The organism is Chryseobacterium oranimense (assembly GCF_900129755.1).
GTDB classification, from domain to species: Bacteria; Bacteroidota; Bacteroidia; order Flavobacteriales; family Weeksellaceae; genus Chryseobacterium; species Chryseobacterium oranimense.
Window position 1 is genome coordinate 307,408 of the sequence record NZ_FQWT01000003.1, and the last position, 23,790, is coordinate 331,197.

The 23,790-nt window shown below is 38.5% G+C and carries 21 protein-coding genes and 1 tRNA gene; 10 read left to right on the forward strand and 12 right to left on the reverse strand.

Features of this window, described 5'->3' with window-relative positions; translation table 11 throughout:
• Nucleotides 1–5: 5 nt before the first annotated feature.
• Nucleotides 6–1,781, forward strand: a complete 1,776-nt coding sequence (locus BUB03_RS12040; RefSeq protein ID WP_073063383.1) for an acyl-CoA dehydrogenase family protein — start codon at nucleotides 6–8, stop codon at nucleotides 1,779–1,781.
• 77 nt (nucleotides 1,782–1,858) lie between these two features.
• Here BUB03_RS12040 and BUB03_RS12045 read toward each other — a convergent pair whose 3' ends face one another.
• Nucleotides 1,859–2,263 carry a DUF805 domain-containing protein gene (locus BUB03_RS12045; RefSeq protein ID WP_073063386.1) on the reverse strand — a complete coding sequence of 135 codons (405 nt, stop codon included), beginning with the start codon at nucleotides 2,261–2,263 and terminating at the stop codon, nucleotides 1,859–1,861.
• A 203-nt stretch (nucleotides 2,264–2,466) separates the two neighbouring features.
• Between BUB03_RS12045 and BUB03_RS12050 the strand changes: the two genes are divergently transcribed.
• The 3 genes from BUB03_RS12050 to BUB03_RS12060 all read left to right on the forward strand — a co-directional run bounded on the left by BUB03_RS12050 (nucleotide 2,467) and on the right by BUB03_RS12060 (nucleotide 3,667).
• The gene (locus BUB03_RS12050; protein ID WP_139258833.1) at nucleotides 2,467–2,781 is read left to right on the forward strand and encodes a hypothetical protein; all 315 of its coding nucleotides are present in this window, start codon (nucleotides 2,467–2,469) and stop codon (nucleotides 2,779–2,781) included.
• 24 nt (nucleotides 2,782–2,805) lie between these two features.
• Nucleotides 2,806–3,141, forward strand: a complete 336-nt coding sequence (locus BUB03_RS12055) for a YegP family protein (protein WP_040999186.1) — start codon at nucleotides 2,806–2,808, stop codon at nucleotides 3,139–3,141.
• A 79-nt stretch (nucleotides 3,142–3,220) separates the two neighbouring features.
• On the forward strand, nucleotides 3,221–3,667 hold the full coding sequence (locus BUB03_RS12060) for a phosphohydrolase (protein ID WP_081780238.1): 447 nt from the start codon (nucleotides 3,221–3,223) through the stop codon (nucleotides 3,665–3,667).
• Here BUB03_RS12060 and BUB03_RS12065 read toward each other — a convergent pair.
• Together BUB03_RS12065 and BUB03_RS12070 are read right to left on the reverse strand one after the other, a co-directional pair.
• Entirely contained in the window at nucleotides 3,664–4,344 is a 681-nt protein-coding gene (locus BUB03_RS12065) for a DUF2490 domain-containing protein (RefSeq protein ID WP_228417858.1), read from the reverse strand. The genes BUB03_RS12060 and BUB03_RS12065 overlap by 4 nt on opposite strands.
• Nucleotides 4,345–4,451: 107 nt before the next feature.
• On the reverse strand, nucleotides 4,452–6,263 hold the full coding sequence (locus tag BUB03_RS12070; protein ID WP_073063394.1) for a TonB-dependent receptor plug domain-containing protein: 1,812 nt from the start codon (nucleotides 6,261–6,263) through the stop codon (nucleotides 4,452–4,454).
• A 602-nt stretch (nucleotides 6,264–6,865) separates the two neighbouring features.
• Here BUB03_RS12070 and uvrA point away from each other — a divergent pair.
• Complete coding sequence (gene uvrA, locus BUB03_RS12075) at nucleotides 6,866–9,664, forward strand: excinuclease ABC subunit UvrA (RefSeq protein WP_073063396.1); 2,799 nt, start codon at nucleotides 6,866–6,868, stop codon at nucleotides 9,662–9,664.
• A gap of 39 nt (nucleotides 9,665–9,703) precedes the next feature.
• On the opposite strand, the gene BUB03_RS12080 is transcribed toward uvrA, so the two are convergent.
• Nucleotides 9,704–10,345, reverse strand: a complete 642-nt coding sequence (locus BUB03_RS12080) for an NAD(P)-dependent oxidoreductase (RefSeq protein ID WP_073063399.1) — start codon at nucleotides 10,343–10,345, stop codon at nucleotides 9,704–9,706.
• A 267-nt stretch (nucleotides 10,346–10,612) separates the two neighbouring features.
• On the opposite strand from BUB03_RS12080, the gene BUB03_RS22095 reads away from it, so the two are divergent.
• The 3 genes from BUB03_RS22095 (at nucleotide 10,613) to BUB03_RS12090 (ending at nucleotide 11,845) form a co-directional block, all read left to right on the forward strand.
• The gene (locus BUB03_RS22095) at nucleotides 10,613–10,987 is read left to right on the forward strand and encodes an alpha/beta hydrolase (RefSeq protein ID WP_228417860.1); all 375 of its coding nucleotides are present in this window, start codon (nucleotides 10,613–10,615) and stop codon (nucleotides 10,985–10,987) included.
• A 108-nt stretch (nucleotides 10,988–11,095) separates the two neighbouring features.
• Entirely contained in the window at nucleotides 11,096–11,383 is a 288-nt protein-coding gene (locus tag BUB03_RS22100; protein ID WP_228417862.1) for a hypothetical protein, read from the forward strand.
• 390 nt (nucleotides 11,384–11,773) lie between these two features.
• Nucleotides 11,774–11,845 (forward strand) — tRNA-Arg (locus tag BUB03_RS12090).
• 44 nt (nucleotides 11,846–11,889) lie between these two features.
• Here BUB03_RS12090 and BUB03_RS12095 read toward each other — a convergent pair.
• The 3 genes from BUB03_RS12095 to BUB03_RS12105 form a co-directional block, all read right to left on the reverse strand.
• Nucleotides 11,890–12,804: a helix-turn-helix domain-containing protein gene (locus tag BUB03_RS12095; protein ID WP_073063402.1), complete on the reverse strand. Its 915-nt coding sequence runs from the start codon at nucleotides 12,802–12,804 to the stop codon at nucleotides 11,890–11,892.
• A 77-nt stretch (nucleotides 12,805–12,881) separates the two neighbouring features.
• Nucleotides 12,882–13,679 carry an SDR family oxidoreductase gene (locus tag BUB03_RS12100; protein ID WP_073063404.1) on the reverse strand — a complete coding sequence of 266 codons (798 nt, stop codon included), beginning with the start codon at nucleotides 13,677–13,679 and terminating at the stop codon, nucleotides 12,882–12,884.
• A 198-nt stretch (nucleotides 13,680–13,877) separates the two neighbouring features.
• The gene (locus BUB03_RS12105) at nucleotides 13,878–14,936 is read right to left on the reverse strand and encodes a 3-oxoacyl-ACP synthase III family protein (RefSeq protein ID WP_073063407.1); all 1,059 of its coding nucleotides are present in this window, start codon (nucleotides 14,934–14,936) and stop codon (nucleotides 13,878–13,880) included.
• Nucleotides 14,937–15,182: 246 nt separating this feature from the next.
• Here BUB03_RS12105 and BUB03_RS12110 point away from each other — a divergent pair, with 246 nt between their 5' ends.
• Nucleotides 15,183–18,527: a DEAD/DEAH box helicase gene (locus tag BUB03_RS12110; protein WP_073063410.1), complete on the forward strand. Its 3,345-nt coding sequence runs from the start codon at nucleotides 15,183–15,185 to the stop codon at nucleotides 18,525–18,527.
• A 98-nt stretch (nucleotides 18,528–18,625) separates the two neighbouring features.
• Here the strand turns inward: BUB03_RS12110 and BUB03_RS12115 are convergent, their stop codons facing one another.
• From BUB03_RS12115 to BUB03_RS12135, 5 genes are all read right to left on the reverse strand, one after another.
• Nucleotides 18,626–19,924: a T9SS type A sorting domain-containing protein gene (locus BUB03_RS12115; protein ID WP_073063413.1), complete on the reverse strand. Its 1,299-nt coding sequence runs from the start codon at nucleotides 19,922–19,924 to the stop codon at nucleotides 18,626–18,628.
• 146 nt (nucleotides 19,925–20,070) lie between these two features.
• On the reverse strand, nucleotides 20,071–20,640 hold the full coding sequence (locus BUB03_RS12120; RefSeq protein ID WP_317041470.1) for an endonuclease V: 570 nt from the start codon (nucleotides 20,638–20,640) through the stop codon (nucleotides 20,071–20,073).
• On the reverse strand, nucleotides 20,586–20,948 hold the full coding sequence (locus tag BUB03_RS12125) for a VOC family protein (protein ID WP_073063415.1): 363 nt from the start codon (nucleotides 20,946–20,948) through the stop codon (nucleotides 20,586–20,588). Before BUB03_RS12125 ends, BUB03_RS12120 begins: the two co-directional genes overlap by 55 nt.
• Entirely contained in the window at nucleotides 20,945–21,394 is a 450-nt protein-coding gene (locus BUB03_RS12130) for a GNAT family N-acetyltransferase (protein WP_228417864.1), read from the reverse strand. Before BUB03_RS12130 ends, BUB03_RS12125 begins: the two co-directional genes overlap by 4 nt.
• 111 nt (nucleotides 21,395–21,505) lie before the next feature.
• The gene (locus tag BUB03_RS12135; protein ID WP_040999166.1) at nucleotides 21,506–22,549 is read right to left on the reverse strand and encodes a M28 family metallopeptidase; all 1,044 of its coding nucleotides are present in this window, start codon (nucleotides 22,547–22,549) and stop codon (nucleotides 21,506–21,508) included.
• Between the two features lie 88 nt (nucleotides 22,550–22,637).
• Between BUB03_RS12135 and BUB03_RS12140 the strand changes: the two genes are divergently transcribed.
• Nucleotides 22,638–23,777, forward strand: coding sequence for an aminotransferase class I/II-fold pyridoxal phosphate-dependent enzyme (locus BUB03_RS12140; protein WP_073063418.1), 1,140 nt, complete (start codon nucleotides 22,638–22,640; stop codon nucleotides 23,775–23,777).
• Nucleotides 23,778–23,790 lie beyond the last annotated feature (13 nt).

The following is a 23,790-nucleotide window of genomic DNA, read 5'->3' on the forward strand; positions in this document are numbered from 1 at the left end:
AATATATGGCAACATTAAAGGGCGGAGAATTCCTGATCAAGGAAATTCCTGCAAATGAAATTTTCAGTCTTGAAGAACTGAATGAGGAGCAAAAAATGCTTCGTGACTCTGCAAAAGAATTTATCGACAGAGAAGTTGTTCCGCAGAAAGAGCGTTTCGAGAAAAAAGACTATGCATTCACAGAAGAAACCATGCGTAAGCTTGGGGATATGGGGCTGCTTGGAATATCGGTTCCTGAAGAATACGGAGGTTTAGGAATGGGGTTTGTAACAACAATGCTTGCCTGCGACTACATTTCCGGGGTAACAGGTTCATTGGCTACAGCATATGGAGCTCATACCGGAATCGGAACGCTGCCTATCGTTCTTTACGGAACTGAAGAGCAGAAGAAAAAATACCTTCCGGACCTTGCTACAGGAACGAAATTCGGAGCGTATTGCCTTACGGAGCCGGATGCAGGATCTGATGCCAATTCAGGAAAAACAAGAGCAAAACTTTCCGATGACGGAAAACATTATATCATCAACGGACAGAAAATGTGGATCTCCAATGCAGGATTTGCAGATACATTTACATTATTTGCCAAAATTGATGATGATAAAAACATCACAGGTTTCGTGATCAACCGTTCTGAACTTGAAAACCCGGGAAGCATTACTTTCGGGGAAGAAGAACATAAATTGGGAATCCGCGCCTCTTCTACCCGTCAGGTTTTCTTCAACGATATGAAAATTCCGGTAGAAAATCTTTTAGGAGAGAGAAACAACGGTTTTAAAATCGCTTTAAATGCATTAAATGTAGGCCGTATCAAACTAGCCGCTGCGTGTCTTGATGCTCAGAGAAGAATCTTAAACCACTCTATCCAGTATTCTAACGAAAGAAAGCAGTTTGGAGTTTCTATTTCCACTTTCGGAGCCATCAGAAAGAAAATTGCTGAAATGGCTACAGGTGTTTTCGTAAGTGAAGCCGGATCTTACAGAGCCGCTAAAGATATTCAGGATAAAATTGACGAACTGGTAGCAGGTGGAATGGATCACCAGGCTGCAGAGCTTAAAGGTGTTGAAGAATTTGCTGTAGAATGTTCTATCCTTAAGGTTTTCGTATCTGATCTTGCACAGCATACAGCAGATGAGGGAATTCAGGTATACGGAGGTATGGGATTCTCTGAAGATACCCCAATGGAAGCCGCATGGAGAGATTCGAGAATTTCAAGAATCTACGAAGGGACTAACGAAATCAACAGATTATTATCCGTAGGAATGCTGATCAAGAGAGCTATGAAAGGTGAACTTGATTTATTGTCTCCTGCTATGGCTATCAGCAAAGAATTAATGGGTATCCCGTCATTTGAAGTTCCTGATTATTCAGCGTTCATGAGCGAAGAGAAAGCCATTATTGCCAACCTTAAGAAAGTGTTCTTGATGGTTTCCGGAGCTGCCCTTCAGAAATATATGATGGATATCGAAAAGCAGCAGCACTTATTATTAAATGCTTCTGAGATCCTTAACCAGATCTATATGGCAGAATCTGCTGTATTAAGAGCTGAGAAACACTTCTCTCCTGATTCTGTGGAAGCAGCAATGGCACAGCTTAACCTTTACAAAGCCGTTGAAAAAATCATCGTAGCCGCTAAAGAAGGAATTATTTCTTTCGCTGAAGGTGACGAGCAAAGAATGATGCTTTCCGGATTAAGAAGATTTACAAAGTATACCAATCATCCAAATGTAGTAGCGTTAACTGAAAAAGTTGCAGCACACTATATTGGTAAAGGAAATTACTAATATAATTTTTAAATATAATAGCAAACGCTCCAGAATCTGGAGCGTTTGTTTATTAATAAGCTGTAATTCTTTTAAAATTATAACTGCTTTTGCCCGATTTCATTAATTTCATTGAAATTTTCTTTAGGATTTACACCATATTGGTTGGTTCCCGGAGTTCCATCTGTTGCCAGGAGTACAAGTAACCAAATACTTCCAATGATCGGAATTAAACCTATAAAAAACCACCACCCACTTTTATCAACGTCATGTAACCTTCTTACCATTACTGCTAATCCAGGAATGAAAGTAGCTAATCCGTAAATTAAATAAATAAATCCGTAAGGAATTTCCGGTGTAAATTTCAATCCTAAAAGATTATCTAATACTGCTGCTGCAATTGCAAAAATCATATTAAATAATACGAACATCCAATATTCTGTTCTTCTAGCTCTCCCTGTAAAATCAGCGTACTGTTTTAGTACTTTTAAATACCATTTCATAGTTTATTCGTTTTTTGTTAGGTTCAAAAATAAAGATTTTTTTTAGATACCCAAATTCTTTTCATTTTATTCTCTATTTAATGATCTTTTTAAATCATTCAATATTGTATTTTAGAGAATATTCAGAATGTCTAAGTTCTTCATTTATAAGTATTTTTTATTTCCGTATTTTTTTATACTTTTATTTAAAATTCAAAAACCTTATGAAAATCTTATTATTTCCTTTACTCCTGATTCCTGTCGCACTTTCTGCCCAGAAAGAAGATCAAAAGCAACCACTTCTGAAAAAAGACACTACAAAAATTCTCAATTTCAAGCACATAGAAGACACAAAGGCAAAAACTGATACAGATAAGAATACACTCTATAAAATACTTACTGTAAAACCTAAAGATACAGCTGCATATATAGCTTTAAAACAATCTGAAAAAAAGGATTATTCAAAATACAGGATACTGAATCCCGACATTCCTGAAAAAAAGACAACAGGCACAAAAAAGGCTCCGCCTTCTAAATAATTAAAAAACAAAAAATTTATTACTATGGGAAAATTTGTTATCTCGAAAAGAACAGACAATGACTTCAAATTCAATCTCAAAGCCGGAAACGGACAGGTGATCTTAACAAGCCAGGGATACGGTTCAAAATCCTCCTGTGAAAACGGCATAGAATCCGTACGCACCAATTCGCAGGATGACTCAAAATTTGAAAGAAACACAGCAAAAGATGACCGATGCTATTTCAATCTAAAAGCCGGAAACGGGCAGATTATAGGAACCAGCCAGATGTACGAGTCTGAAAACGGCATGGAAAACGGCATAGAATCCGTAAAAACCAATGCACCGGGCGCCTCTGTAGAGGATGAAACCATTATTTGATATTACGCAAAATAATCTTAATAAAAATGTCTTATTTTTTAAGGCATTTTTTATTTTTGTATTCTATTTTCAATTTGGAATGACAAAAGAAGAAATGCTCAACCGAGCCATAAAAATAGCTGATAAAGCACACAAAGGGCAAACCGACAAATACCATGCTCCCTACATCGCCCACGTAATGCGCGTAATGGAATACGGCAAAACAATAGACGAAAAAATCGTAGGCGTCCTGCATGATGTGGTGGAAGACCATCCGGAAGAATTCAGCCTGGATTATTTAAGAACCGAAGGCTTTCCCGAATATATTATTTTTGCCATAAGCTGCCTGACCAAATTCGATCCCGAAGAAGATTACGACGAATTCGTTAAAAGAACAGAAAGATCACCTCTTGCTGTCGCGGTAAAGCTTAATGATCTTCGTGACAATATGGATCTCAGAAGAGTAAACAGGGAACTGACCCCTAAAGATATCAAAAGGTTTAACAAATACCTGAAAGCATACCGTTATCTGATAGAGAAATATTAATCCGCTCCAGGGAAATCATACGTTTTTGTAGGATGGTTCGTTCCGTCGATATTGATGTTCAGAGCCAGATAGATAAAGTGAAGGTTTTTGTTACCCTTTGCTTCAAATTCACGCTGCCATAAATACCCTGTCAGGATCCCGAAAACATCATCAATCTGATAACCGAATCCCCCATATACCCTGTTTCTTGCGAAAGTAGGTTTCATCGGGCTTACCAGGAAAATTTCGTCATAAGCATTCGCGAAAACAGTTCCCTTTTTTACTGTTTTTGCATTAAGGGGAACACTTACATTCAGACGGTATCTGTAACGCATTCTTTGGGAAGATTTGTCAGTGGCAGGCTCATAGAACCAGCTTTTTTCTGCGCGAAAACGATTTTCAAACTTAACGATTCCTTTTTTAAGATCGATCACGTCCTGCAGCCAGACTCTGAACTCCTCTCTGCTAAGGCTGTGATCTTTATAATTCACATATCTTCCCAAACCTATGAAAGGTTTATGGTTTTTGGTAAGATTATAACCTGCTCCCCCTTTGATCTCGTAATAATCCGGGTAAGTATAATCTTCATTTCCTCTGAGCTGTCCTTCTGCATAGAGGAAAAATTTGGGATGAAACTTATAGGTCAGAGTCACTGCATTGAAGCTGGAAATGTGTTCCTGGGCTTTTAAAAAGGTCATACTCAAAAGTAAACTCAAGCTGAAAAAAAGTTTCATAAAAAATTTTTGCAAAAGTAATCGATTTAACAATTTGTTAATGTTAATTTTTATTAACCACGAATTAACATTTATTTAATATTGATCGTATACGAGAAGCCTAAATGGAACCATCTCTGAGGCATTTCAACTCCGAATGCTTCCGTGTATTTTGTATTCGTCAGATTATTGATCAGTACATACACCGAAAGGTCTTTTCTGGAGAAGCTCAGCTTTTCATCAATCAGGTTATAAGTTCCCAGATTCAATCTTTCATTGTATCGGTAAACCAATTCATTGGTAAAATATTTCAGGAATCTGGTTTCCAGTTTGGCTACAACCTGATGTTTCAGGTTATCCAGAATATATCTTGAAACCAGCCCGTTGGATTTTTTTACCTTGCTGTCCAGATACGTATATCCTGCCGTATATTTCAGCCAGTCAAAAACCCTGTGGCTCAATTCTATTTCAACTCCTTTGGTATCGATTTTTCCAACATTCTGGGCATACCAAACCTTATTGGCAATATCTGTTTTTACCCAATCGATAGAATTATTGGAATTCCTCATAAATCCGCTCACCTTTGCTAAAATTCTGTTGCTCTGGTACTGATATCCGATTTCAGATGAAAGGGCATTTTCAGGAAGAAGATCAGGATTTCCCTGTTCGGTTTTACTGACATAATAAAGGTCAGTAAATGTTGGGACCCTATGGACTCTGGCAATATTTCCATAGATTTTATTATTCTGATTAAAATTATAACCTACATCCAAACCGGGATAGAAAAAGTTCCCTTCTTTGGAATAATTGGCCCAAGAAATTCCGGGACTGATGTTCAGTTTTTTATCCAGCAGCGAAAAATGATGCTCAAAGAAAACCTGTGAAACAAAACGGTTTCTCTCCCCTAAATTATTACTGGCCAGAAACTCCTTTCTCAGTTCAACTCCCACTCCGGTTGTTCCCAATCCCCACTGGTAGCTGGAATTCATCTCTCCCCCTACATTGTTTCCAATATGCATATTTCTGTAACCGTCCGGCTTATTTCTGTCATACAGATACATATCCTGCCCCCTTCTCCAATATACATTTGAATTTAATTTCAAATTGCCAAACTTCTGCTGATGAGCTACACTTACAATAGATGCCTGCGTTTCCTCATACTGCTCTGTAGCGTCTTTTGAAGCATAAAAACCATTTGCTCCGAATTTCTTCTCGGAAAAACCAGCCTGAAGCTTAAGATCTCCGTTTTTAATGTTTAGCTTACTTTGGTAGAAAACATTCCGTATCTCATAATCCGTATTGTACATATATCCCTGAGATGTTGCCGAATTAGCCTGAAGCGAGTTAGAAAACTTTTCATTTCCCAGCTGCGCATTGAAGCCGAATCCGTAAGTTTCATAATCTCCGCCATCAGCGCTTATCTTTACTCGTTTTCCCGGATTTGTTTTTGTAATAATATTAATAACACCGGCGTAAGCATTCTGCCCGAACCTTCTGGCTGCCGGCCCTTTGATGATCTCTATTCTTTCCACATCATCCATATCTACAGGAACGTTCATGGAATTGTGGCCTGTCTGGGAATCATTCATTCTGATGCCATTCAGCAACAGCAGAACCTGCTCAAAAGAACTTCCCCTGAACCCTATATCGCTCTGCACACCGTTGGCTCCCCTCCTTCTGATATCCATTCCCGGAACCTGCTGAAGAACTTCATCGATACTTTTTGCGGGAGAATTGGCAATGTCTTCCTTGGTAATAACGGTAATATTCTGATTAGCACTTTTATAAGGTGTTGAAGTAAATTTACCCTGAAATTCAATGCTTTCAATATCCGTTGTTTTTTCCTGCGCATGAGCATAAAGCATCGATCCCAATAAAAAAATACTTCCAATCTTCTTGATCATAATGGTTCCCGTTTTTGTTCTTAATCAGTTTCTTTAATAATGGGCTCAAAAGTAAGGGAGTTCCTGAAGACAGGCAAATGATAGTTGTCATAAAAAAAGATGCAGTACGGATATACTGCATCTTTTGAGGGAATAATTTTATCTTTTTCTCATTAAATGTGTAACAAGATCTCTGAATAACTTTCTCATTTCTATATTACATATTTATGAATACAATTTTAACTAATTTTAAAATACAAAGCAATAGTAAAATGCAAAAACATAATGAAAATCATCAATAGTTTTAAAATACGATAAGAATATGCCATTTGAATAACCGTTAGAAGAATTTTTTTATTCCAGACTATGCTTTAAGTCATAAAAGCAAATATTTCTGTTCCGGTAATCTCGGATTATATATTTGTATCGGAGAAATTTAAGCACACTTTTTCCGCTAAAAATTCGTAATTTTGTGGGTCTTAATTTTGTGATGATCAATATTATTTTTACATCCTTTTTAACCTCACTTATGTGGAAGTAAAGGTCTTGCAGGACCGGGAGACCAATAAATATGCTCATCATCATAAAAATAAGTCTCAGTCAGTATAATTTGAATAAAAAGCATGACTAAAACAACAGAAATAGATATAAAAAAACAGATCTTCGTTAAGAACGCCCATCTTAACAATCTGAAGCATATAGACGTTCTCATCCCGAAAAATAAACTGATCGTGATTACAGGAGTTTCCGGAAGCGGAAAATCTTCCCTGGCATTCGATACTATTTATGCCGAAGGACAAAGGAGATATGTGGAAAGCTTAAGTTCATATGCCCGACAGTTTTTAGGAAAACTGGAAAAACCAAAAGTGGACGATATCAAAGGACTTGCCCCTTCTATTGCCATCCAGCAGAAGGTGATTTCTTCCAATCCCCGTTCTACGGTAGGAACTTCTACGGAAATCTATGATTATATGAAGCTTCTTTTTGCAAGGATCGGGAAAACTTTTTCCCCGGTATCTGGTGAGGAAGTAAAGAAAGATTCCGTTTCGGATGTGATAGATTTTATCAAAGCTTCCAAAAAGGAGACTTCATTTCTACTGACGGCTCCTTTGGAATATGATGCCGCCAATTTTAAAGAAACGTTGAATGTTTTAAAATTAGCCGGTTTCACAAGGTTGGAGATCAATGGAAATGTTGCCGGTATCGAAGACCTGGAAAGCTTTGGGTTTACACCTGAAAAAGGAATGACCATCAATCTTGTGATTGACCGTTTTTCTTATGAAGAAGACGAAAGTTTCCTTCAGAGACTGGCAGATTCTATCCAGATGGCATTTTATGAAGGACATGGTTACTGTGCCCTGAAGAATACCGATTCAGGAAAAGTAAGAGAGTTTTCCAATAAATTTGAGCTTGATGGTATGGAATTCCTGGAACCAAATGTTCATTTTTTCAGCTTTAATAATCCGTACGGAGCATGTCCGGCATGTGAAGGATATGGAAAGGTGATCGGAATAGATGAGGATCTCGTGGTTCCGAATAAAACTTTATCTGTTTATGAAGATGCAGTAGTTGCCTGGAGAGGAGAAAGCATGAGCGAATGGAAAAAAGCATTCATCAAAAAAGCCGGTGATTTCCCGATCCACAAACCTTATCATCAGCTGACTAAGGAACAGAAAAGCTTCTTATGGAAAGGAGACGGAAAAAGCAGCTTCCCTTCGATTAATAATTTCTTCAAAATGCTTGAAGAAAACCTGTATAAGATCCAATACCGTGTTATGCTGTCCAGATACAGGGGAAAAACGTTGTGCCCTACCTGCGAAGGGTTGAGGCTTCGTGAAGAAACCAGCTGGGTAAAAATAGACGGACACAATATCCAGTCTATGATCGAGCTTCCGCTGGATGAGCTGTATCCTTTAATAGATGGATTGAAACTTTCCGAACACGATCAGGACGTTGCCAAAAGATTATTGTACGAAATCAAAACCCGTATTGAATTCTTATTAAAAGTAGGTTTAGGTTATTTAACCTTAAACAGAACCTCCAATACCCTTTCCGGTGGTGAAAGTCAGAGAATTAACCTTGCCACAAGTTTGGGAAGTTCCCTGGTAGGATCAATCTATATCCTGGATGAACCTTCCATTGGACTGCATTCAAGAGATACCGAAAACCTGATCAGCGTTTTGAAAAATCTCCGTGACCTGGGTAACACCGTGATTGTAGTTGAACATGATGAAGATGTCATGAAAGCTGCCGACTATATTATTGACATTGGCCCGGAAGCCGGTTATCTTGGAGGCGATCTGGTATTTGCCGGAGATTATAATGATCTTAAAAATGCAGACACCCTTACGTCAAAATACTTAACCGGAAGAATGGAAATTGAAGTTCCTAAAAAGCGCAGAAAAGCCAAGGAATGGATCCATATCAAAGGGGCAAGACAAAATAATCTGAAAAATATAGATGTAGACGTTCCTCTGGAAAGCCTTACGGTGATCTCCGGTGTTTCCGGAAGCGGAAAATCTACCCTGATGAAGGAAATTTTAACCAATGACATCCAGATCCAACTTGGAATGGGTGGCAAAAAAGGAGATTATGACTCTGTAGAATTCCCTAAGAAACTGATCAAAAATATTGAGCTGATCGACCAGAACCCGATCGGGAAATCTTCAAGATCCAATCCTGTTACCTATCTGAAAGCATATGATGATATCAGGGATCTTTTTGCCAGACAGAAAGTATCAAAAATGATGGGTTACAAACCGAAGCATTTCTCTTTTAACGTAGACGGCGGAAGATGTGATGAGTGTAAAGGCGAAGGAGTGATCAATGTTTCCATGCAGTTTATGGCAGACATTGAGCTTGAATGTGAAGTATGCAAAGGAACCCGTTTCAAAAACGAGATCCTGGAAGTGAAATTCGATGAGAAAAGCATTTCCGATATCCTTCATATGACCGTAGATGAAGCATTAGAGTTCTTTAAGGATAATAACGAAGAAAAGATCGTTACCAAACTGAAACCTCTTCAGGAAGTTGGATTAGGTTATCTGCAACTTGGTCAGAGCTCTTCTACCCTTTCCGGTGGTGAAGCGCAGCGTGTGAAACTGGCTTCATTCCTTGTTAAAGGCGTAACGACAGACAAAACCCTGTTTATTTTTGATGAACCTTCTACCGGACTTCATTTCCATGATATCCAGAAACTGCTGAAATCTCTGCAGGCACTGATCGATCTCGGTCATTCGGTAATCGTTATTGAGCATCAGCCGGATATTATCAAATGTGCAGATTATATCATCGATATCGGCCCTGAAGCTGGAAAATACGGCGGTGAAGTGGTTTTTGCCGGAACTCCGGAAGATCTTGCTAAAGATAAGAAGTCCCATACAGCGAAGTATATCAAGGAAAAACTTGAAAACAAAATATAAAACAGAGAGCCAAAATGGCTCTCTGTTTTTTTTTACTTTTTAACTGTTAACGTTATAAAGGAAAGGGCTCTGCTTAATGTAAGTCCTGTCATCGATCTGGGAGACCAGAAATTCAGCCAGGTCTGCTGCACTGATTTTCTCTCCCGGACAATCCGCAAGGTTGGTTTCCCTTTTAAACCGTTCGGCAGTGGGAATTATTAACGGAAGTCTCACCAACGTCCAATCCAGATCGCTGTTCACCAGAAGATCATATTCATCCTGCTTATCCTTTGTTGTTTTGGGATAATTCTGGTACATCCAGTCTGTGGCTGCCTTTACTTTGCTGTTTTTATGGTCAAAAGGAGTGTCTACATTCAAACCGGTAATGGTAATATACCGTTTAATTCCATGAAGATTCATAGATTGTATGATGTTTCCTGTTGAATCTGAAAATATGGGGTCCTCGCCGGCAGGCTGCCCTATCTTGCTGATAACTACACTGCAACCCGCAATAAGACGGTTTACAGACTCAAAATTTCTCGCATCTCCCTGTACAATTTCAATTAAAGGACTTTCTATAGTGAAATTTCCGGGTGTACGAAGCAAAAGCTTGATTGGGTATTCTTTTTTCAGAAGCTCATGAACAAGATAATGTCCTGATTTTCCGGTGCCGCCTATCACGGCAATTGTATTGGGTTTCATAATAATCTCTTTTTGTTTGTGAATAGAATATAATAAAGATGAGGAACAGCTCATGCCCTATTGTCATTCTTTAGTTTTGAATAATAATGAATAGAGGCTCAGAAAAAATTGAACCTTGGAATTCAAGCACTTGGAAACGTACCTGAATATTGGTGATATTTATAAAGAGATTTTAATAATTCAAAGATAATTATTTTTCCTGAAAAGAAATGTCTATCCTTTTATTTTGTAAAATATTCATTAATTTTCCATAGTTGAATAAAACGTATGAAGTATAAAATAGTATTTTCCCCTTTTCTTATTCTTCTATTATATAACTGTGCCCCTAAGAAAAATTTCAGTGCAGACCATAACTATGAAACTAAACTGGATACACTGACCTTTTTTGACCAAAGCAGAAACCGGAAAATTCCGGTTGCCTTCTACAGTCCGAAAACAGATCAGCCACTGCCCAAACAGCAGGTCGTTATTTTCAGTCATGGTTACGGTGCCAATAAAGGCGGAGATTATCTCATTTATTCTTATCTAACCCAAAAATTAGCTTCAAAAGGATATTTTACTGTAAGCATCCAGCATGAGCTTCCTACGGATGAACTTATTCCAACGGAAGGAAAAATCCAGACCGTGAGAATGCCTTTCTAGGAACGGGGTGCTGAAAATATTTTATATGTCCTGAATGAATTAAAAAGAACCAGACCGGATCTTGATTATAAGCATCTGACCCTGATAGGTCATTCCAACGGTGGAGATATGACTGCTTTATTTGCAGGTAAACATCCTGAACTTGTTTACAAAGTCATCACCATGGATAACCGGAGAATGTATCTTCCCCGCACCTCACTTCCCCGGATATATAGCCTCCGTTCTAATGATTATCCTGCTGATGAAGGGGTTCTCCCATCACCTGAAGAACAGAAAAAATACCATATCATCATTCAGCCCACCGATATAAACCACGGGCATATGGATAATAAAGGCAGTGAAAAAGAGAAGGAAACACTTAATAACTTCATTCTTCAATATATTGGAAAACAATAACTTAAAAACTTATCCACAATAAATTGTGGATAAGTTGTGAATTTTAACATTAAATTCATGTTTTGTATTAAAAATAGTGCTACATTTACTATGTAATACAACTGAAATGAAATCATTTTTTGCTTTTTTCAGCTTTGAAATTGCAATTAAATTTGAAATAAAAATTTAAGCACAGCATTGTCGGCTGTGCTTTTTATTGTTGTCTAATTAAAAAAATGAGATGTATTTATCTACTGGATCCGCTTCTAAAGAGCGGATTCTTTCATTCAGTGAATTCTGAAATAAAATTATTCTAAGATACCCGCCGAAAATAACATAAAAACAAAAGACTTTAAAATTTCAAAGTCTTTTGTTTTTTTTAATTTAATTAGTATTTTTATTCCCCTCAAAGGCTCCATAGTTCAACGGATAGAATAGAAGTTTCCTAAACTTTAGATCCAGGTTCGATTCCTGGTGGAGCTACTTTAATACTATCGAAAGGGCTATTTGATCTCGTTCAAATAAAATTAATTAAAAGACTGTTTATACCCTAACGGTGTGATTTCCATTTTCTTTTTAAACAGTTTGTTGAAAGACTGCGGATGCTCAAATCCTAAAGCATACGCTACCTCTGAAACGGAGAAACTGGTCCCGGTAAGGTATTCTTTCGCCTTTTCGATCAGCTTTTCATGGATGTGCTGCTGGGCGTTCTGTCCGGTAAGATTCCTCAGCATATCACTCAGATAATGTGGTGAAAGATTCATCTCAGAGGCAAGGAATTCTACCGTAGGAAGCCCTTTCGTCAATGTTTCCTGTCTGTTGAAATAATCTTCCAGTATCGTTTCCATTTTGGATAACAAATCGCTGTTGACCGCTTTTCTTGTGATAAACTGTCTTTTATAAAAACGGTTACTGTAATTCAGCAACACTTCAATATAAGAAATAATGACGTCCTGGCTGACCTCATCAATGGCAGTATTCAGTTCGTTCATAATATTGTCCAGCAATCCGGTTACGATGGCTTTTTCCTGATCGGACAAATGCAGAGCCTCATTGGTATCATAAGAAAAGAACCCGAATTTTTTGATATTCTTTGCCAAAGGATAGGTTCGTATAAAATCAGGATGCACCAACAATGTATATCCGCAATAAGAAGTATCCGCTTCTGTGGACAGAATCTGTCCCGGTGCTGTAAACATCATTCCCCCTTCATTGAAATCATAATAACCCTGCCCATATCCCATTTTTCCATTTTCGGAAAATTTATAGGAAATTTTATAAAAATTCAGATAAAAGTTTCGGTCCAGAAGTTCCTTATGAACAATCATTTTCGTATTATCTACCAGGCTTACCAGCGGATGGAGCGGCTTTGGAAGCTGCAGCATACTGTGAAGCTCCGATATCGACGAAATTTTTATTGGAGTATGATCTTTCTTTTCCATACTATAAAGTTATTAAATATTTGAATGAAAACAGCACAAGAAGATTGCCCGTGCTGTTTTCCATATTCAGGCATATATTAGATAAACTGCTTTCCAAACTGTTCCCTGAAGGCCTCATCTCCAAGCTCCAGACGCTGTGCGTATAATGCTTTTGCATCTTCTCCTGCCACATATCTCAACTGTTTTTTACCGTCTGTAGCTGCTTCATAAACAACCTCAGCAATCTGTTCCGGCTCAGAAGCTGCCGCCATCATTCCTTCCATATTGGAAAAAAGAGAGTTGGTCATTTCTTCATAGGCAGGACTGGTCGCTGCATCCAGAGAGCGGCTCACGAAATCGGTCTTGATTCCACCCGGAGAAACGGTTTTGATACCGATGCCAAATTCATTCAGCTCATAAGCCATACTTTCGCTCCAGCCTTCCAGAGCCCATTTTGTAGCATGATAGGTTGACCCTAAAGGAAAGGCGATCAATCCACCGATTGAAGTGGTGGAAATAAACATCCCGCTTTTTCTTTCTCTGAAATAAGGGATAAATGCCTGGGTTACGCGGATCACTCCCAGAAGATTGGTGTCCAGCTGTTTCAGGATCTGTTCATCTTTTAAAGCTTCCAAAGGTCCAATAAGCCCGTATCCGGCATTGTTGAAAACTACATCTACATTTCCGAACTCGAGTGTTTTATTAACGGTTGACTTTATCTGTTCCAGGTTGGTAACATCGAGAGGAAGTACAGTTACATTGTCCAAGGCGGCAAGCTCAGGTGCTGCGTCCGGGTTTCTCATTGTAGCAATTACATTCCATCCTCTGCTTTGAAATAATTGGGCTGCTGCTTTTCCTAATCCTGTTGAAGCGCCTGTTATAAAAATTGTTTTCATTTTGTTCTGTATTAAATTAACAGGACAAAGGTCAGAATTAGCATGAAAGCTAAAGTTGCCAAATTGGACGAACGTGTAGCCAAAATGAATTTACTGAAAAAGATTATCTCCAATAAACAATAAAGGCTCAGAGTTTATTTCTGAGCCTTTTTCAGGAAAAGAATAGACTATAGCTTCTACCCTTTTATAATGTATATCTTAAAATTTATAGACAAATGCGTTGATATTCATCCCTGCACCTACTGATGCAAACAGCACAACGTCTCCTTCTTTTATTTCATGGGTGGGAAGTTCTCCGTTCAGGATCATTGTGAGCAGACTTGGAATGGTAGCCACACTGCTGTTACCTAGTTTATTAATGACCATCGGCATAATATTTTCCGGCATCGCCAAATCATAAAGCTGGTAAAAACGTTTTACAATCGCTTCATCCATTTTTTCATTAGCCTGGTGGATAATAATCTTATCAAGCTGGCCAATGGAGTATCCACTTGCATCCATGCACTTTTTCATGGCATCTGCTACGTTAACCAGGGCAAATTCGTAGATCTTGCGGCCATCCATTTTGATATATTTCGTATCAGGACAGCTTTCGTTGTTGTATGACTTTCCAAAGAAAAGATAATCCTTTTCGTTTAAAGTATACGAAGCCGATAAGTGAGACAGAATTCCCTTATTGTCTTCACTGATTTCCAGGATAGCTGCTCCTGCGCCGTCTGCGTAGATCATACTGTCCCTGTCATGAATATCCACCACTCTGGAAAGCGTTTCAGCGCCTATAACAAGGCAACGTTTGGCAATACCTGATCTAATGAACGCATTAGCCTGTATCACTCCTTCAATCCAACCCGGACATCCGAACAGCACATCGTAGGCTACACAAAAATTATTTTTAATTTTCAGAAGATGCTTTACCCTGGAAGCCAGGCTCGGAACACTATCTGACTGGACAGTCCCAAAGCGGACATCCCCAAAATTATGGGCAAATATGATGTAATCCAGGGTTTCGGGATCTATATTTGAATTTTCTATTGCTTTCTGAGCTGCAATCAGTCCCAGGTCAGAGGTCACCTGGTGTTCAGATGCATATCTCCTTTCTTCTATGCCGGTAATTTCTTTAAGTTTTCTGGCAATAATATCGTTTGCTTCCTTTAATGACTCTCCGTTTTTATTAATAAAATGATGCTGGTCAAAAAATAAATTTGTAATTGTCTCCGGCGGAATATAATTGCCGACTCCTATAATCTTGCTTGTCATTAAAAATAATTATAATCTTTTTAAACTCATTTTGGTTTTTTTCATGAATTTTAATATTCTACAATAATAACGATAAAATATCTATTAATCGTATGATAAAAATATAATTGGACATTTATATTGGTATTCAAAGCATACAATGATGGATTTCCTGCTCTGTAATGCTCTTTTTGCTTATTTTATAAATTTCAAACCAGAAAATAATCCAGATAATATTGTTAGCTTTTTTTGTAAATTCGCACGTCTATGGCAGCCTATATTCTTGACAATACAAGCATCAGTACACTTTCTGTGTATGATCTTCTGAAGCATACTTCGGGTAGTGCATTTCTGGAGCTCAGGGATTTTCGGGATATTTACCCCGCTGCCATTGAAAACAATCATGGAATTTTCAGCAAACAGTCTCCTTTAAATGATTATCCTGAAGTTTCCATAAGCCAGATAGGCAGCTCCATCGTAAGTACATGTACCTGCAACAGCCCAAAAGAAAAACTTTGCGGGCATCAGGCAGAAGTGCTGCACTGTATTTTGGAAGAAAAAAATTTCAGGACTTTTTTTGATCCTTTCCTTCGCAAGAAACTGTTTATTGCCAAAGCAAAAACTTACGGTCTGGAAAACGAGCCTGATCTCGACATGTATTTCGAATTAAAATACATCGACCATAAAATTGAGGTTCATCCCAAGATCAAAGAAATGTTGCCTATTGATGAAGATCTTTTTAAACAGCATCTTATTCCTCAGCGTTCATCGGTAATCCATGAACTGGCATTACAGGACAGCGGAAAAATAAAAATACTGGTCATCGGAAGGCACCGCTACTACAGTCATCTTAGTTTTTCGCTCATGGAAGCTGAAACCACCCAGGCCGGAAAGATCAAAAATCCCGTACAGCCTGTTGATGCCATGCAGCTTATCTGGAATGCGGAAGAACCTCAGCATATTAAATTTTATACCGCTGTTTCTGCATTTCAGAATAATTATAATGAAGATTACAATCCTGCTGAACTGGAAGCCCTTAAACTGATCGTACAGAATCCTCTCGGTTTGGATACGTATTACCATGACCGGGAGCTGTCTGAAACTATATCATCCAAATCGCTTGTTCCCATCCATCTGGAACTGTTAAAAGCTGAAATAAAACTTAATGTATTCAAAAAAGAACCTTTCTATGAGGTGACGGGAGAACTTGAGTTCAATGATGTTTCTGTTCCTTTTAAAAATATAATGATCAGAAACGAATATTTCGTTTACAGCCGCAATACGTTCAGCTTTGTGGATGATCCTGATATGTTGCGGGTCATTAAATTTTTTAAAGCCAATAATGAAATCCTGCTTGTTCATGCCTCAAAATATGAAACTTTTATGCAGAACGTCCTCTCTTCACTTGAGGAACGGATTCACATCAATTACAGCTATATACAGCCTGCAACATCCATCCAGCTTGAAGAAAAAAACCACAGGAATGAACGGATCATTTATCTCCGGCAGCAGGGAAATTATATAGCCCTGACTCCGGTTATGAAATACGGGCAGGTAGAAGTTGCCGTTTATTCCAAAAAACAGCTTTTTGATACGGACCAAAACGGTAACATATTTAAAATTGAAAGAAGTGATGCCGAAGAATCGCGTTTTACTTCCCTTATCATTAAGCAGCATCCTGACTTTGAGGCACAGATGGACGGCTATGATTATTTTTATCTGCATAAAGATAAATTCCTGGATCAGGACTGGTTCCTTCATGCTTTTGAAATATGGAGAAATGAAGGGGTAATTATTCTTGGATTCAAAGAGCTTAAAAGCACTCAGCTTAATTCGTACAAAGCAAAAATCAATATACAGATCACCAGCGGACTGGACTGGTTCAATGCTAAATTAAAAGTAAGTTTCGGACAGAAAGACGCTGCCCTGAAACAGCTTCACCGTGCCATCCGGAACAGAAGCAAATTCGTTCAGCTGGATGACGGAACGCTTGGAGTTCTCCCGGAAGAATGGATCAGCAGGATGAATGAGTTTTTCCGGATCGGGGAAATAGATGCTGAAGATCTTAAAATTCCAAAGATCAATTTTACAGAAGTATCCTCATTGTTTGAAAAAGAGGTTTTAAGCAGCGAAGTACAGGAAGAGCTTTCATCTTATTCAATTCAGTTTTCATCTGTTAAAGATATTCCCCGCACCGATATTCCTTCAGGGCTACATGCAGTTTTGAGAGATTATCAGCATGACGGGCTGAACTGGCTGAACTTTCTGGATGGCTTCAATTTCGGCGGATGTCTTGCCGATGACATGGGTCTTGGAAAAACACTGCAGGTAATTGCTTTTATTCTTTCCCAGCGGGAAAAGCGCGGATCTGTTACCAACCTTATTGTGGTTCCCACTTCCCTGCTGTTCAACTGGCAGGAAGAAATTGATAAGTTTGCCCCTTCGATAAAGACCATGATACATTACGGAGCCGACAGACTGAAGACTACAGAACATTTTTCTGAATATGAGGTAATACTTACCACCTACGGAATGCTGCTTTCAGACATCCGTTTCCTGAAAAACTTCCGCTTCAACTTTGCTTTCCTTGACGAATCGCAAACCATTAAAAACCCTGATTCGGAAAGATATAAGGCTGCCCGTCTTCTGAATTCAAGAAACAGGTTTGTTCTTACCGGAACACCTATTGAGAACAATACTTTTGATCTTTACAGCCAGCTTTCCTTTGCCTGTCCGGGACTTTTGGGAAGCAAACAGTATTTTAAAGACATCTACGCTGTTCCTATTGATAAATTTGAATATGGCAGGCGTGCCCAGGAACTTCAGCAGAAAATAAGACCTTTTATTCTCCGCAGGACCAAAAAACAGGTTGCCAAAGAACTTCCTGAGAAAACAGAAATGGTTATTTACTGCGAAATGAATGCTGAACAGCGCAAAATTTATGATGCTTACGAAAAAGAGCTCCGTGAATTTATTGCTGCCAATGACGACGATGATCTGAATAAAAACAGCATGCATGTTCTTACGGGACTTACCAGGCTCCGGCAGATCTGTAATTCCCCTGTTCTTTTAAAAGAAGGATATACCGGTGACCATGCTGTAAAGATAGAAATACTTACGGAGCAGATTCAAAACAAATCTAAAGACCATAAAATACTGGTATTCTCACAATTTGTAGAAATGCTGGATTTAATTAAAACTGAGCTTGAAAATAAAGAAATTCCGTTTGAATATCTTACCGGACAGACGAAAAACAGGGGTAAGATCGTTAATAATTTTCAGGAAAATGATGAAATCCGGGTATTCCTGATCAGTTTAAAGGCCGGAGGCGTAGGGCTTAACCTTACAGAGGCGGATTATATTTATCTGGTAGATCCATGGTGGAACCCTGCAGCTGAAAACCAGGCCATTGACCGGAGTTACCGCATCGGGCAGACCAAAAATGTAATTGCTGTCCGGCTTATCTGTTCCAATACCGTTGAAGAGAAAATTTTAAGCTTGCAGAAGAAGAAAAGTGAACTGGCTCAGAATCTGCTTCAGACGGATAGAAATGGAATCCGTAAGCTTTCAAGGAACGATCTGCTTGAAATATTGGAACCGAAAACTTTATAAAGTCTTTTAAATAAAATATTCAGTCACAAAAAAACCGACAGATAAATCTGCCGGCTTAAAAAAACAAAAATTGATATGGATATGATTAGATAAAGTGTTTATTTTTTAATGATCTTCTCAGTAATAATTTTTTTATCACCGGTATATATCCTGATCAGGTAGGTTCCGCTTGTCAGACCGTCCATATTGACTATGTCCGAGGTTCCTTCCAGAATCTTTTGTGCTGATGAGTTATAAACTTCATATTTCTCGAGCTTCTCTTCAGTTTTTAAGGTAACAGTTCCTGATGTAGGATTAGGATAAATTCTGGCTGGTGCTTTTTTTACAGTCTCTGATGTACCCAGATTTGAGGCCAGTACATTCAGGGTATAGTCTTCAGCCTGTCCTATAAACCATCCCGCAGGACATGGAAGGTTTTCCAGGGTTCCCATCCAAGAGTTTGATTCGTAAGCCTTGACAATTCTGAAACGGGTCTCGCCCAACATAGCATCCGCAGGAATTGAAATGGTTCCGGTAGTTACTCCTGATTCTTTCCCGGGAATAGGATCAGAATTATCCAGATAGCCCAGATGAAATACTTCATGGGTATCGAATGTATCATTATGATTAAGGTCGATGTAAGCATAGGCCGAAACAGTGGTCTGCCCCTGCGTTTCTCCCGTTATTGTTATGGGGTAAGAATTTCCTCTGTTCACATTGAAAACTGTCCCGGTAAAGTTTTCCAGCACATCTGAAGCACCATTGATATTGCTTTCATTCGTAATTCCGGTAAATTCCACTTTAGTAATTTCGCTGACGGTGAGTGTGGTAATATTTTCAGTTCCGCAGTATGGTGCAGGGAAAACCACATTACTTCCCGTAATATTGACTGTATAATCTTCTGTTTGTCCTGCTCTAAGGCCGGTATCACAAGCTGTAAGTATAGAATTTGGTGCATTGGAATCGGAATAAGCAGCTGTGTTTGTGTTTTTCATTACTCTCATTCTTGTCACCCCTGATGCGGCATCAGCAGGAACCGAAACTGTCCCGGTTACCGTTAAAGCATTGAATGGATTCGCTGCTCCGAGTCTTCCTATATAAAAGCCTTCTCCTGCATCATCAAAACTTCCGTTTTTATTAAAGTCAATGTATACCATCACATCACTCGGGAAAGTACTGGAAGGCCCTTTTACAGAGATCTGATAAGTGTTTCCTGCCTGAATATCCGCCGACATTGAAGTAAAATCTTCATATACCTGCGCATTTGCAGATTGTGACGTTGATGTATTATTGATATTTCCAAAACTGACATTGGTAATCATATTGCTGTCTGCGCCATACTGGAATGCCGGTGTACAATACTGCCCGTTCATCACCATATAAAATACCATTGCAGAAAAAGTAGATAGTTTCTTCATTAATTCCTTTTTTTGTTGAAACAAATTTATATTTATTTAGAATTAATAAAAATAAGAAACGAATGACATTTATCACTTTTTACATAATAAATTAAAAATCAGAAAAATAAATTAGTTAAACAATAGAAATATTAATAAAATCTAAATTACGCTCTTGAGAGTTGATCCAGCTTTTTCAACAGGGCGGGTATTCTGTAACCTCCGTGCATCTGCTTTACTTTCGGAAGGATATCATCTACATCTGCTCCTTTTGCAGTAAGGAATAACGGGGTCTTACTTTCTCCTCTCAAGACATTTCTTCTTTGGGAATCAGGTGATGCAAATTCATTTTTTGCAATCCCGATAATGGCATATTTCCGGTCCAGAGCTTCATAAAGGTAACCTCCAAGACCGATTTTGCCATCATCATCAAGGGTAACATAACCGTCCACAATGATAATATCTTCTTCTTTTAAGTCGATTTTTTTCAGCAAACTCAAAATACAGGGCAGTTCTCTTTTATAAAAAGCACCGCTTTCATATCCGGAAGTGATGTCTGTTTTTTCAGTAAAAATCTCAGATTCGTTTTCCGAGGTCCAGTCTTCAAACGCAATACATACGGTATTGGCATAATCATCGTAATAATACGTATCAAAAGCGTAAATCATATTCTCTTCTGTCGTTAAAAAAATTCTCCAAAATGCCACAAAATCCCGGACGGATCGTGTACAAAGCATTCTTTTCCCCAATCCATTGTTCTGACAGGAACGAGCTTTACACCTTTATACTTCTCAGTAAGATTCAGAGTCTGGAGTTCCTTCCAGAAATCATCCGTATTATTAACTTCCATAAAGACCATGGTATTATCCACCCAATCTTTTGCATAATAATCCTGAAGATAAAAAGCGGTTTCCTGTCTTTTAAATAGAGATAATTTAGGCTCAAGAATTACTTCTTCAAACCCAAGATCTCTGTAGAAACTACGGCTTATTTCAAAATTCGCTGCACCGATGAAGGGTCTGATCGATTTTACCTCCTGTATCATGATTTTCTGTTTTTCCAGTTGTTATAAGTCATTTCAAATTTAATTTCGCTTTTTCCATGCATACCTGTCTCTTCCCAGCCTGATTTTCTGTAGAATGTTTCAGCTCTTGTATTTGGAGAGGTTCCCAGCCATACATTTTCCTTAGTCTGTCCGAAGTACCAGTTAAGCATGATGTCATGAAGCTTTCGCCCGATGCCTTGATTCTCAAAATCAGGATGTACAAACAGTGCCCAGATATTATTTTCCCTGAGGTCTGCAATAGAAAACCCGACGATTCCGGATTCGGTTTCACCTACCCAGCCTTTTCCTCTTTCAAACAGAAATTCTTCACAGTCTGCATTGGAAACCAATGAGGGATCAGAAAGGGTATTTTCTTTAACAGTGTTTCTAACAACCTGGATCTGTGGGATGTCCTCCAGTCTGGCTTCACGGATTACTATATTCATAAATACCTGTTAGCTATCAATTTAAATCAAAAAAATATCGGATCACTACAGAGATCTTATTTCTGGAAACAGTTCCAGATATTTACATCTTTGCAATGATCCGACAGGTATTTATTTTTTATCTACAACAATTCTGTCGGGTCTGTTTGCAATTTCCCACGCAGTAGCAAAAACCAGCTGGGCTCTTTTTTCAAGCAATGGATAATCAATCTTCTCAGGATCATCGGTAGGCTTGTGATAATCTTCATGAATACCGTCGAAGAAAAATGCTACCGGGACATTATTTTTAGCAAAATTATAATGATCTGAACGGTAATACAGGCGTTCTGTATCTGCCGGATCATCATATTTATAATTCAGCTCCAGATTATTGGTTTTCTTATTGGCTGCTTCATTGATCACTTTAAGCTGTGAACTCAGCATTTCTGAACCAATTACATAAACGTATTGCTTTCCTCTGTTCTCTGCATCATCGCGGCCGATCATATCAATATTGAGATCAACAACCGTATTGGCAAGTGGAAATACAGGATTGCTGGTATAGTAATCGGATCCAAAGAGACCATGCTCCTCGCCTGTTACATGAAGGAAAAGAATGGATCTTTTGGGGCCATTTCCAGCCTTTTTAGCTTCCTGAAAGGCTTTTGCAATCTGCATAACGGCCACGGTTCCGCTTCCGTCATCATCGGCTCCGTTGTAAACAACTCCGTTTCTGGTACCAACATGGTCGTAGTGTGCAGAAATTACCACAATTTCTTCAGGTTTTTCACTTCCTTCAATAAAGGCCAGAATATTTTCTGAGTCCGGAAGATTGCCGCCACCTCTTTTCTTCATAAATTCAGAAGGAACCTTCTGGTAATAGGAACCTAAAGCCTTTGGAGGAGCAATTCCCAGGTTTTTATAAAAATTAATCATATACTCACCCGCTTTTTTCTGTCCGGGGCTTCCGGTATCCCTGCCACCCATTTCGTCTGAAGCGATTACATATAAGTTTTTCTTTAATTCATCAGCTTTAATGGTCTTATATGCAGATAGAAATGCTTTATCTCCTTTTGCAACGGTGGTGGTTTGTGCCTTGGCTCCTTCAGGAGTTTTCGTTGTTCCGCAGCTGACTACCACAGCCAGGCCGATCAACGGGATAAGAATTTTTTTCATATGATAATAATTTGCCTAAAAATAACAAATTTTATTTAATCTTCAATGAATGTGTATTTTTCTTATATTTGATATAAATGCAACATAGATGGAAAAAATTTACGGATTTACACATTATTCCTTTTTTACAGAAATGTCTGAACTTGCAGCAAAACACAACAGTTTTGACCTGTCGCTGGGACTTCCCGATTTTGATATTGATGAACGGCTGAAATCCTTCCTACGGGAAGCTATAGATTGCAATACCCACCATTATGAGCCGCTTGCAGGAAGTCCTTTGCTTATTAACAATATCATTACCTATAACGCAGCCCGTAAAAACAGCCTCAAACTTAAGGATAATGAGGTAACCGTTATTCCATGTGCAACTTTTGCTTTACATACCGCTCTCAAATCTGTTTTAAATCAGGGAGATGAAGTTATTATCATTCAGCCTTCGTATTATACGTACGGGCCTTCCGTAGTACTCAACGGCGGTATTCCCGTGTATTATGATCTTGATAATGATTTTACCATAAACTGGGAAAAGTTTAAAAATTGCATTTCTGAAAAAACAAAGGCCATTATCGTTAATTCACCACAAAATCCTACGGGAACCATCTGGAAACAAAACGACTGGAACCAGCTATATGAGCTGATTAAACATCAGGAGATTTACCTGATCTCAGAAGAAATTTATGATACCTATTGCTATGACGGACTCGAACATTACAGTTCTTTTCTTCATCCTGAACTGAAAAACAGGACTTTCTGTATTTTTTCTTTTGGGAAAATGTTTCATACTTCCGGCTGGAAAGTCAGCTATATGCTGGCCTCGGAATTCCTTACCTCAAAGTTCAGATGCCATCAGCAGTATATTTCCTATAGTGCCAATGCTCCCGCCCAATATGCTCTTGCCAGATATCTGGAAGTATTTGATCCGTATGAAAACAGGTATATCATGCAGCGAAAAAGAGATATATTCAATGAAATGATGGCTTACACTCCGCTACAGGCAACCAAAAAGTCTGAAGGATGTGTTTTCCAGATTGTCAATTTCAGGAATGTATCCAAAACCATGACTGATGTAGAGTTTTCCAAATGGCTTACCATAGAGAAAAAAACAGCATGCCTGCCTCTTTCCGCCTTCTACAATTCACGGCAGAATTCAGATTATATACGGTTCAGTTTTGCTAAAAAAGATGAGGTGATTATCCAGGCTTTGGAACATCTTCAGAAAAATCTTTAGAGAATTACAATAT

Bases quoted from the DNA above. Each gene is read 5' to 3' on its own strand.
- BUB03_RS12040 (WP_073063383.1), top strand. From the start codon at position 6: ATGGCAACATTAAAGGGCGGAGAATTCCTGATCAAGGAAATTCCTGCA.
- BUB03_RS12045 (WP_073063386.1), bottom strand. From the start codon at position 2,263: ATGAAATGGTATTTAAAAGTACTAAAACAGTACGCTGATTTTACAGGG.
- BUB03_RS12050 (WP_139258833.1), top strand. From the start codon at position 2,467: ATGAAAATCTTATTATTTCCTTTACTCCTGATTCCTGTCGCACTTTCT.
- BUB03_RS12055 (WP_040999186.1), top strand. From the start codon at position 2,806: ATGGGAAAATTTGTTATCTCGAAAAGAACAGACAATGACTTCAAATTC.
- BUB03_RS12060 (WP_081780238.1), top strand. From the start codon at position 3,221: ATGACAAAAGAAGAAATGCTCAACCGAGCCATAAAAATAGCTGATAAA.
- BUB03_RS12065 (WP_228417858.1), bottom strand. From the start codon at position 4,344: ATGACCTTTTTAAAAGCCCAGGAACACATTTCCAGCTTCAATGCAGTG.
- BUB03_RS12070 (WP_073063394.1), bottom strand. From the start codon at position 6,263: ATGATCAAGAAGATTGGAAGTATTTTTTTATTGGGATCGATGCTTTAT.
- uvrA (WP_073063396.1), top strand. From the start codon at position 6,866: ATGACTAAAACAACAGAAATAGATATAAAAAAACAGATCTTCGTTAAG.
- BUB03_RS12080 (WP_073063399.1), bottom strand. From the start codon at position 10,345: ATGAAACCCAATACAATTGCCGTGATAGGCGGCACCGGAAAATCAGGA.
- BUB03_RS22095 (WP_228417860.1), top strand. From the start codon at position 10,613: ATGAAGTATAAAATAGTATTTTCCCCTTTTCTTATTCTTCTATTATAT.
- BUB03_RS22100 (WP_228417862.1), top strand. From the start codon at position 11,096: ATGACTGCTTTATTTGCAGGTAAACATCCTGAACTTGTTTACAAAGTC.
- BUB03_RS12095 (WP_073063402.1), bottom strand. From the start codon at position 12,804: ATGGAAAAGAAAGATCATACTCCAATAAAAATTTCGTCGATATCGGAG.
- BUB03_RS12100 (WP_073063404.1), bottom strand. From the start codon at position 13,679: ATGAAAACAATTTTTATAACAGGCGCTTCAACAGGATTAGGAAAAGCA.
- BUB03_RS12105 (WP_073063407.1), bottom strand. From the start codon at position 14,936: ATGACAAGCAAGATTATAGGAGTCGGCAATTATATTCCGCCGGAGACA.
- BUB03_RS12110 (WP_073063410.1), top strand. From the start codon at position 15,183: ATGGCAGCCTATATTCTTGACAATACAAGCATCAGTACACTTTCTGTG.
- BUB03_RS12115 (WP_073063413.1), bottom strand. From the start codon at position 19,924: ATGAAGAAACTATCTACTTTTTCTGCAATGGTATTTTATATGGTGATG.
- BUB03_RS12120 (WP_317041470.1), bottom strand. From the start codon at position 20,640: ATGCTTTGTACACGATCCGTCCGGGATTTTGTGGCATTTTGGAGAATT.
- BUB03_RS12125 (WP_073063415.1), bottom strand. From the start codon at position 20,948: ATGATACAGGAGGTAAAATCGATCAGACCCTTCATCGGTGCAGCGAAT.
- BUB03_RS12130 (WP_228417864.1), bottom strand. From the start codon at position 21,394: ATGAATATAGTAATCCGTGAAGCCAGACTGGAGGACATCCCACAGATC.
- BUB03_RS12135 (WP_040999166.1), bottom strand. From the start codon at position 22,549: ATGAAAAAAATTCTTATCCCGTTGATCGGCCTGGCTGTGGTAGTCAGC.
- BUB03_RS12140 (WP_073063418.1), top strand. From the start codon at position 22,638: ATGGAAAAAATTTACGGATTTACACATTATTCCTTTTTTACAGAAATG.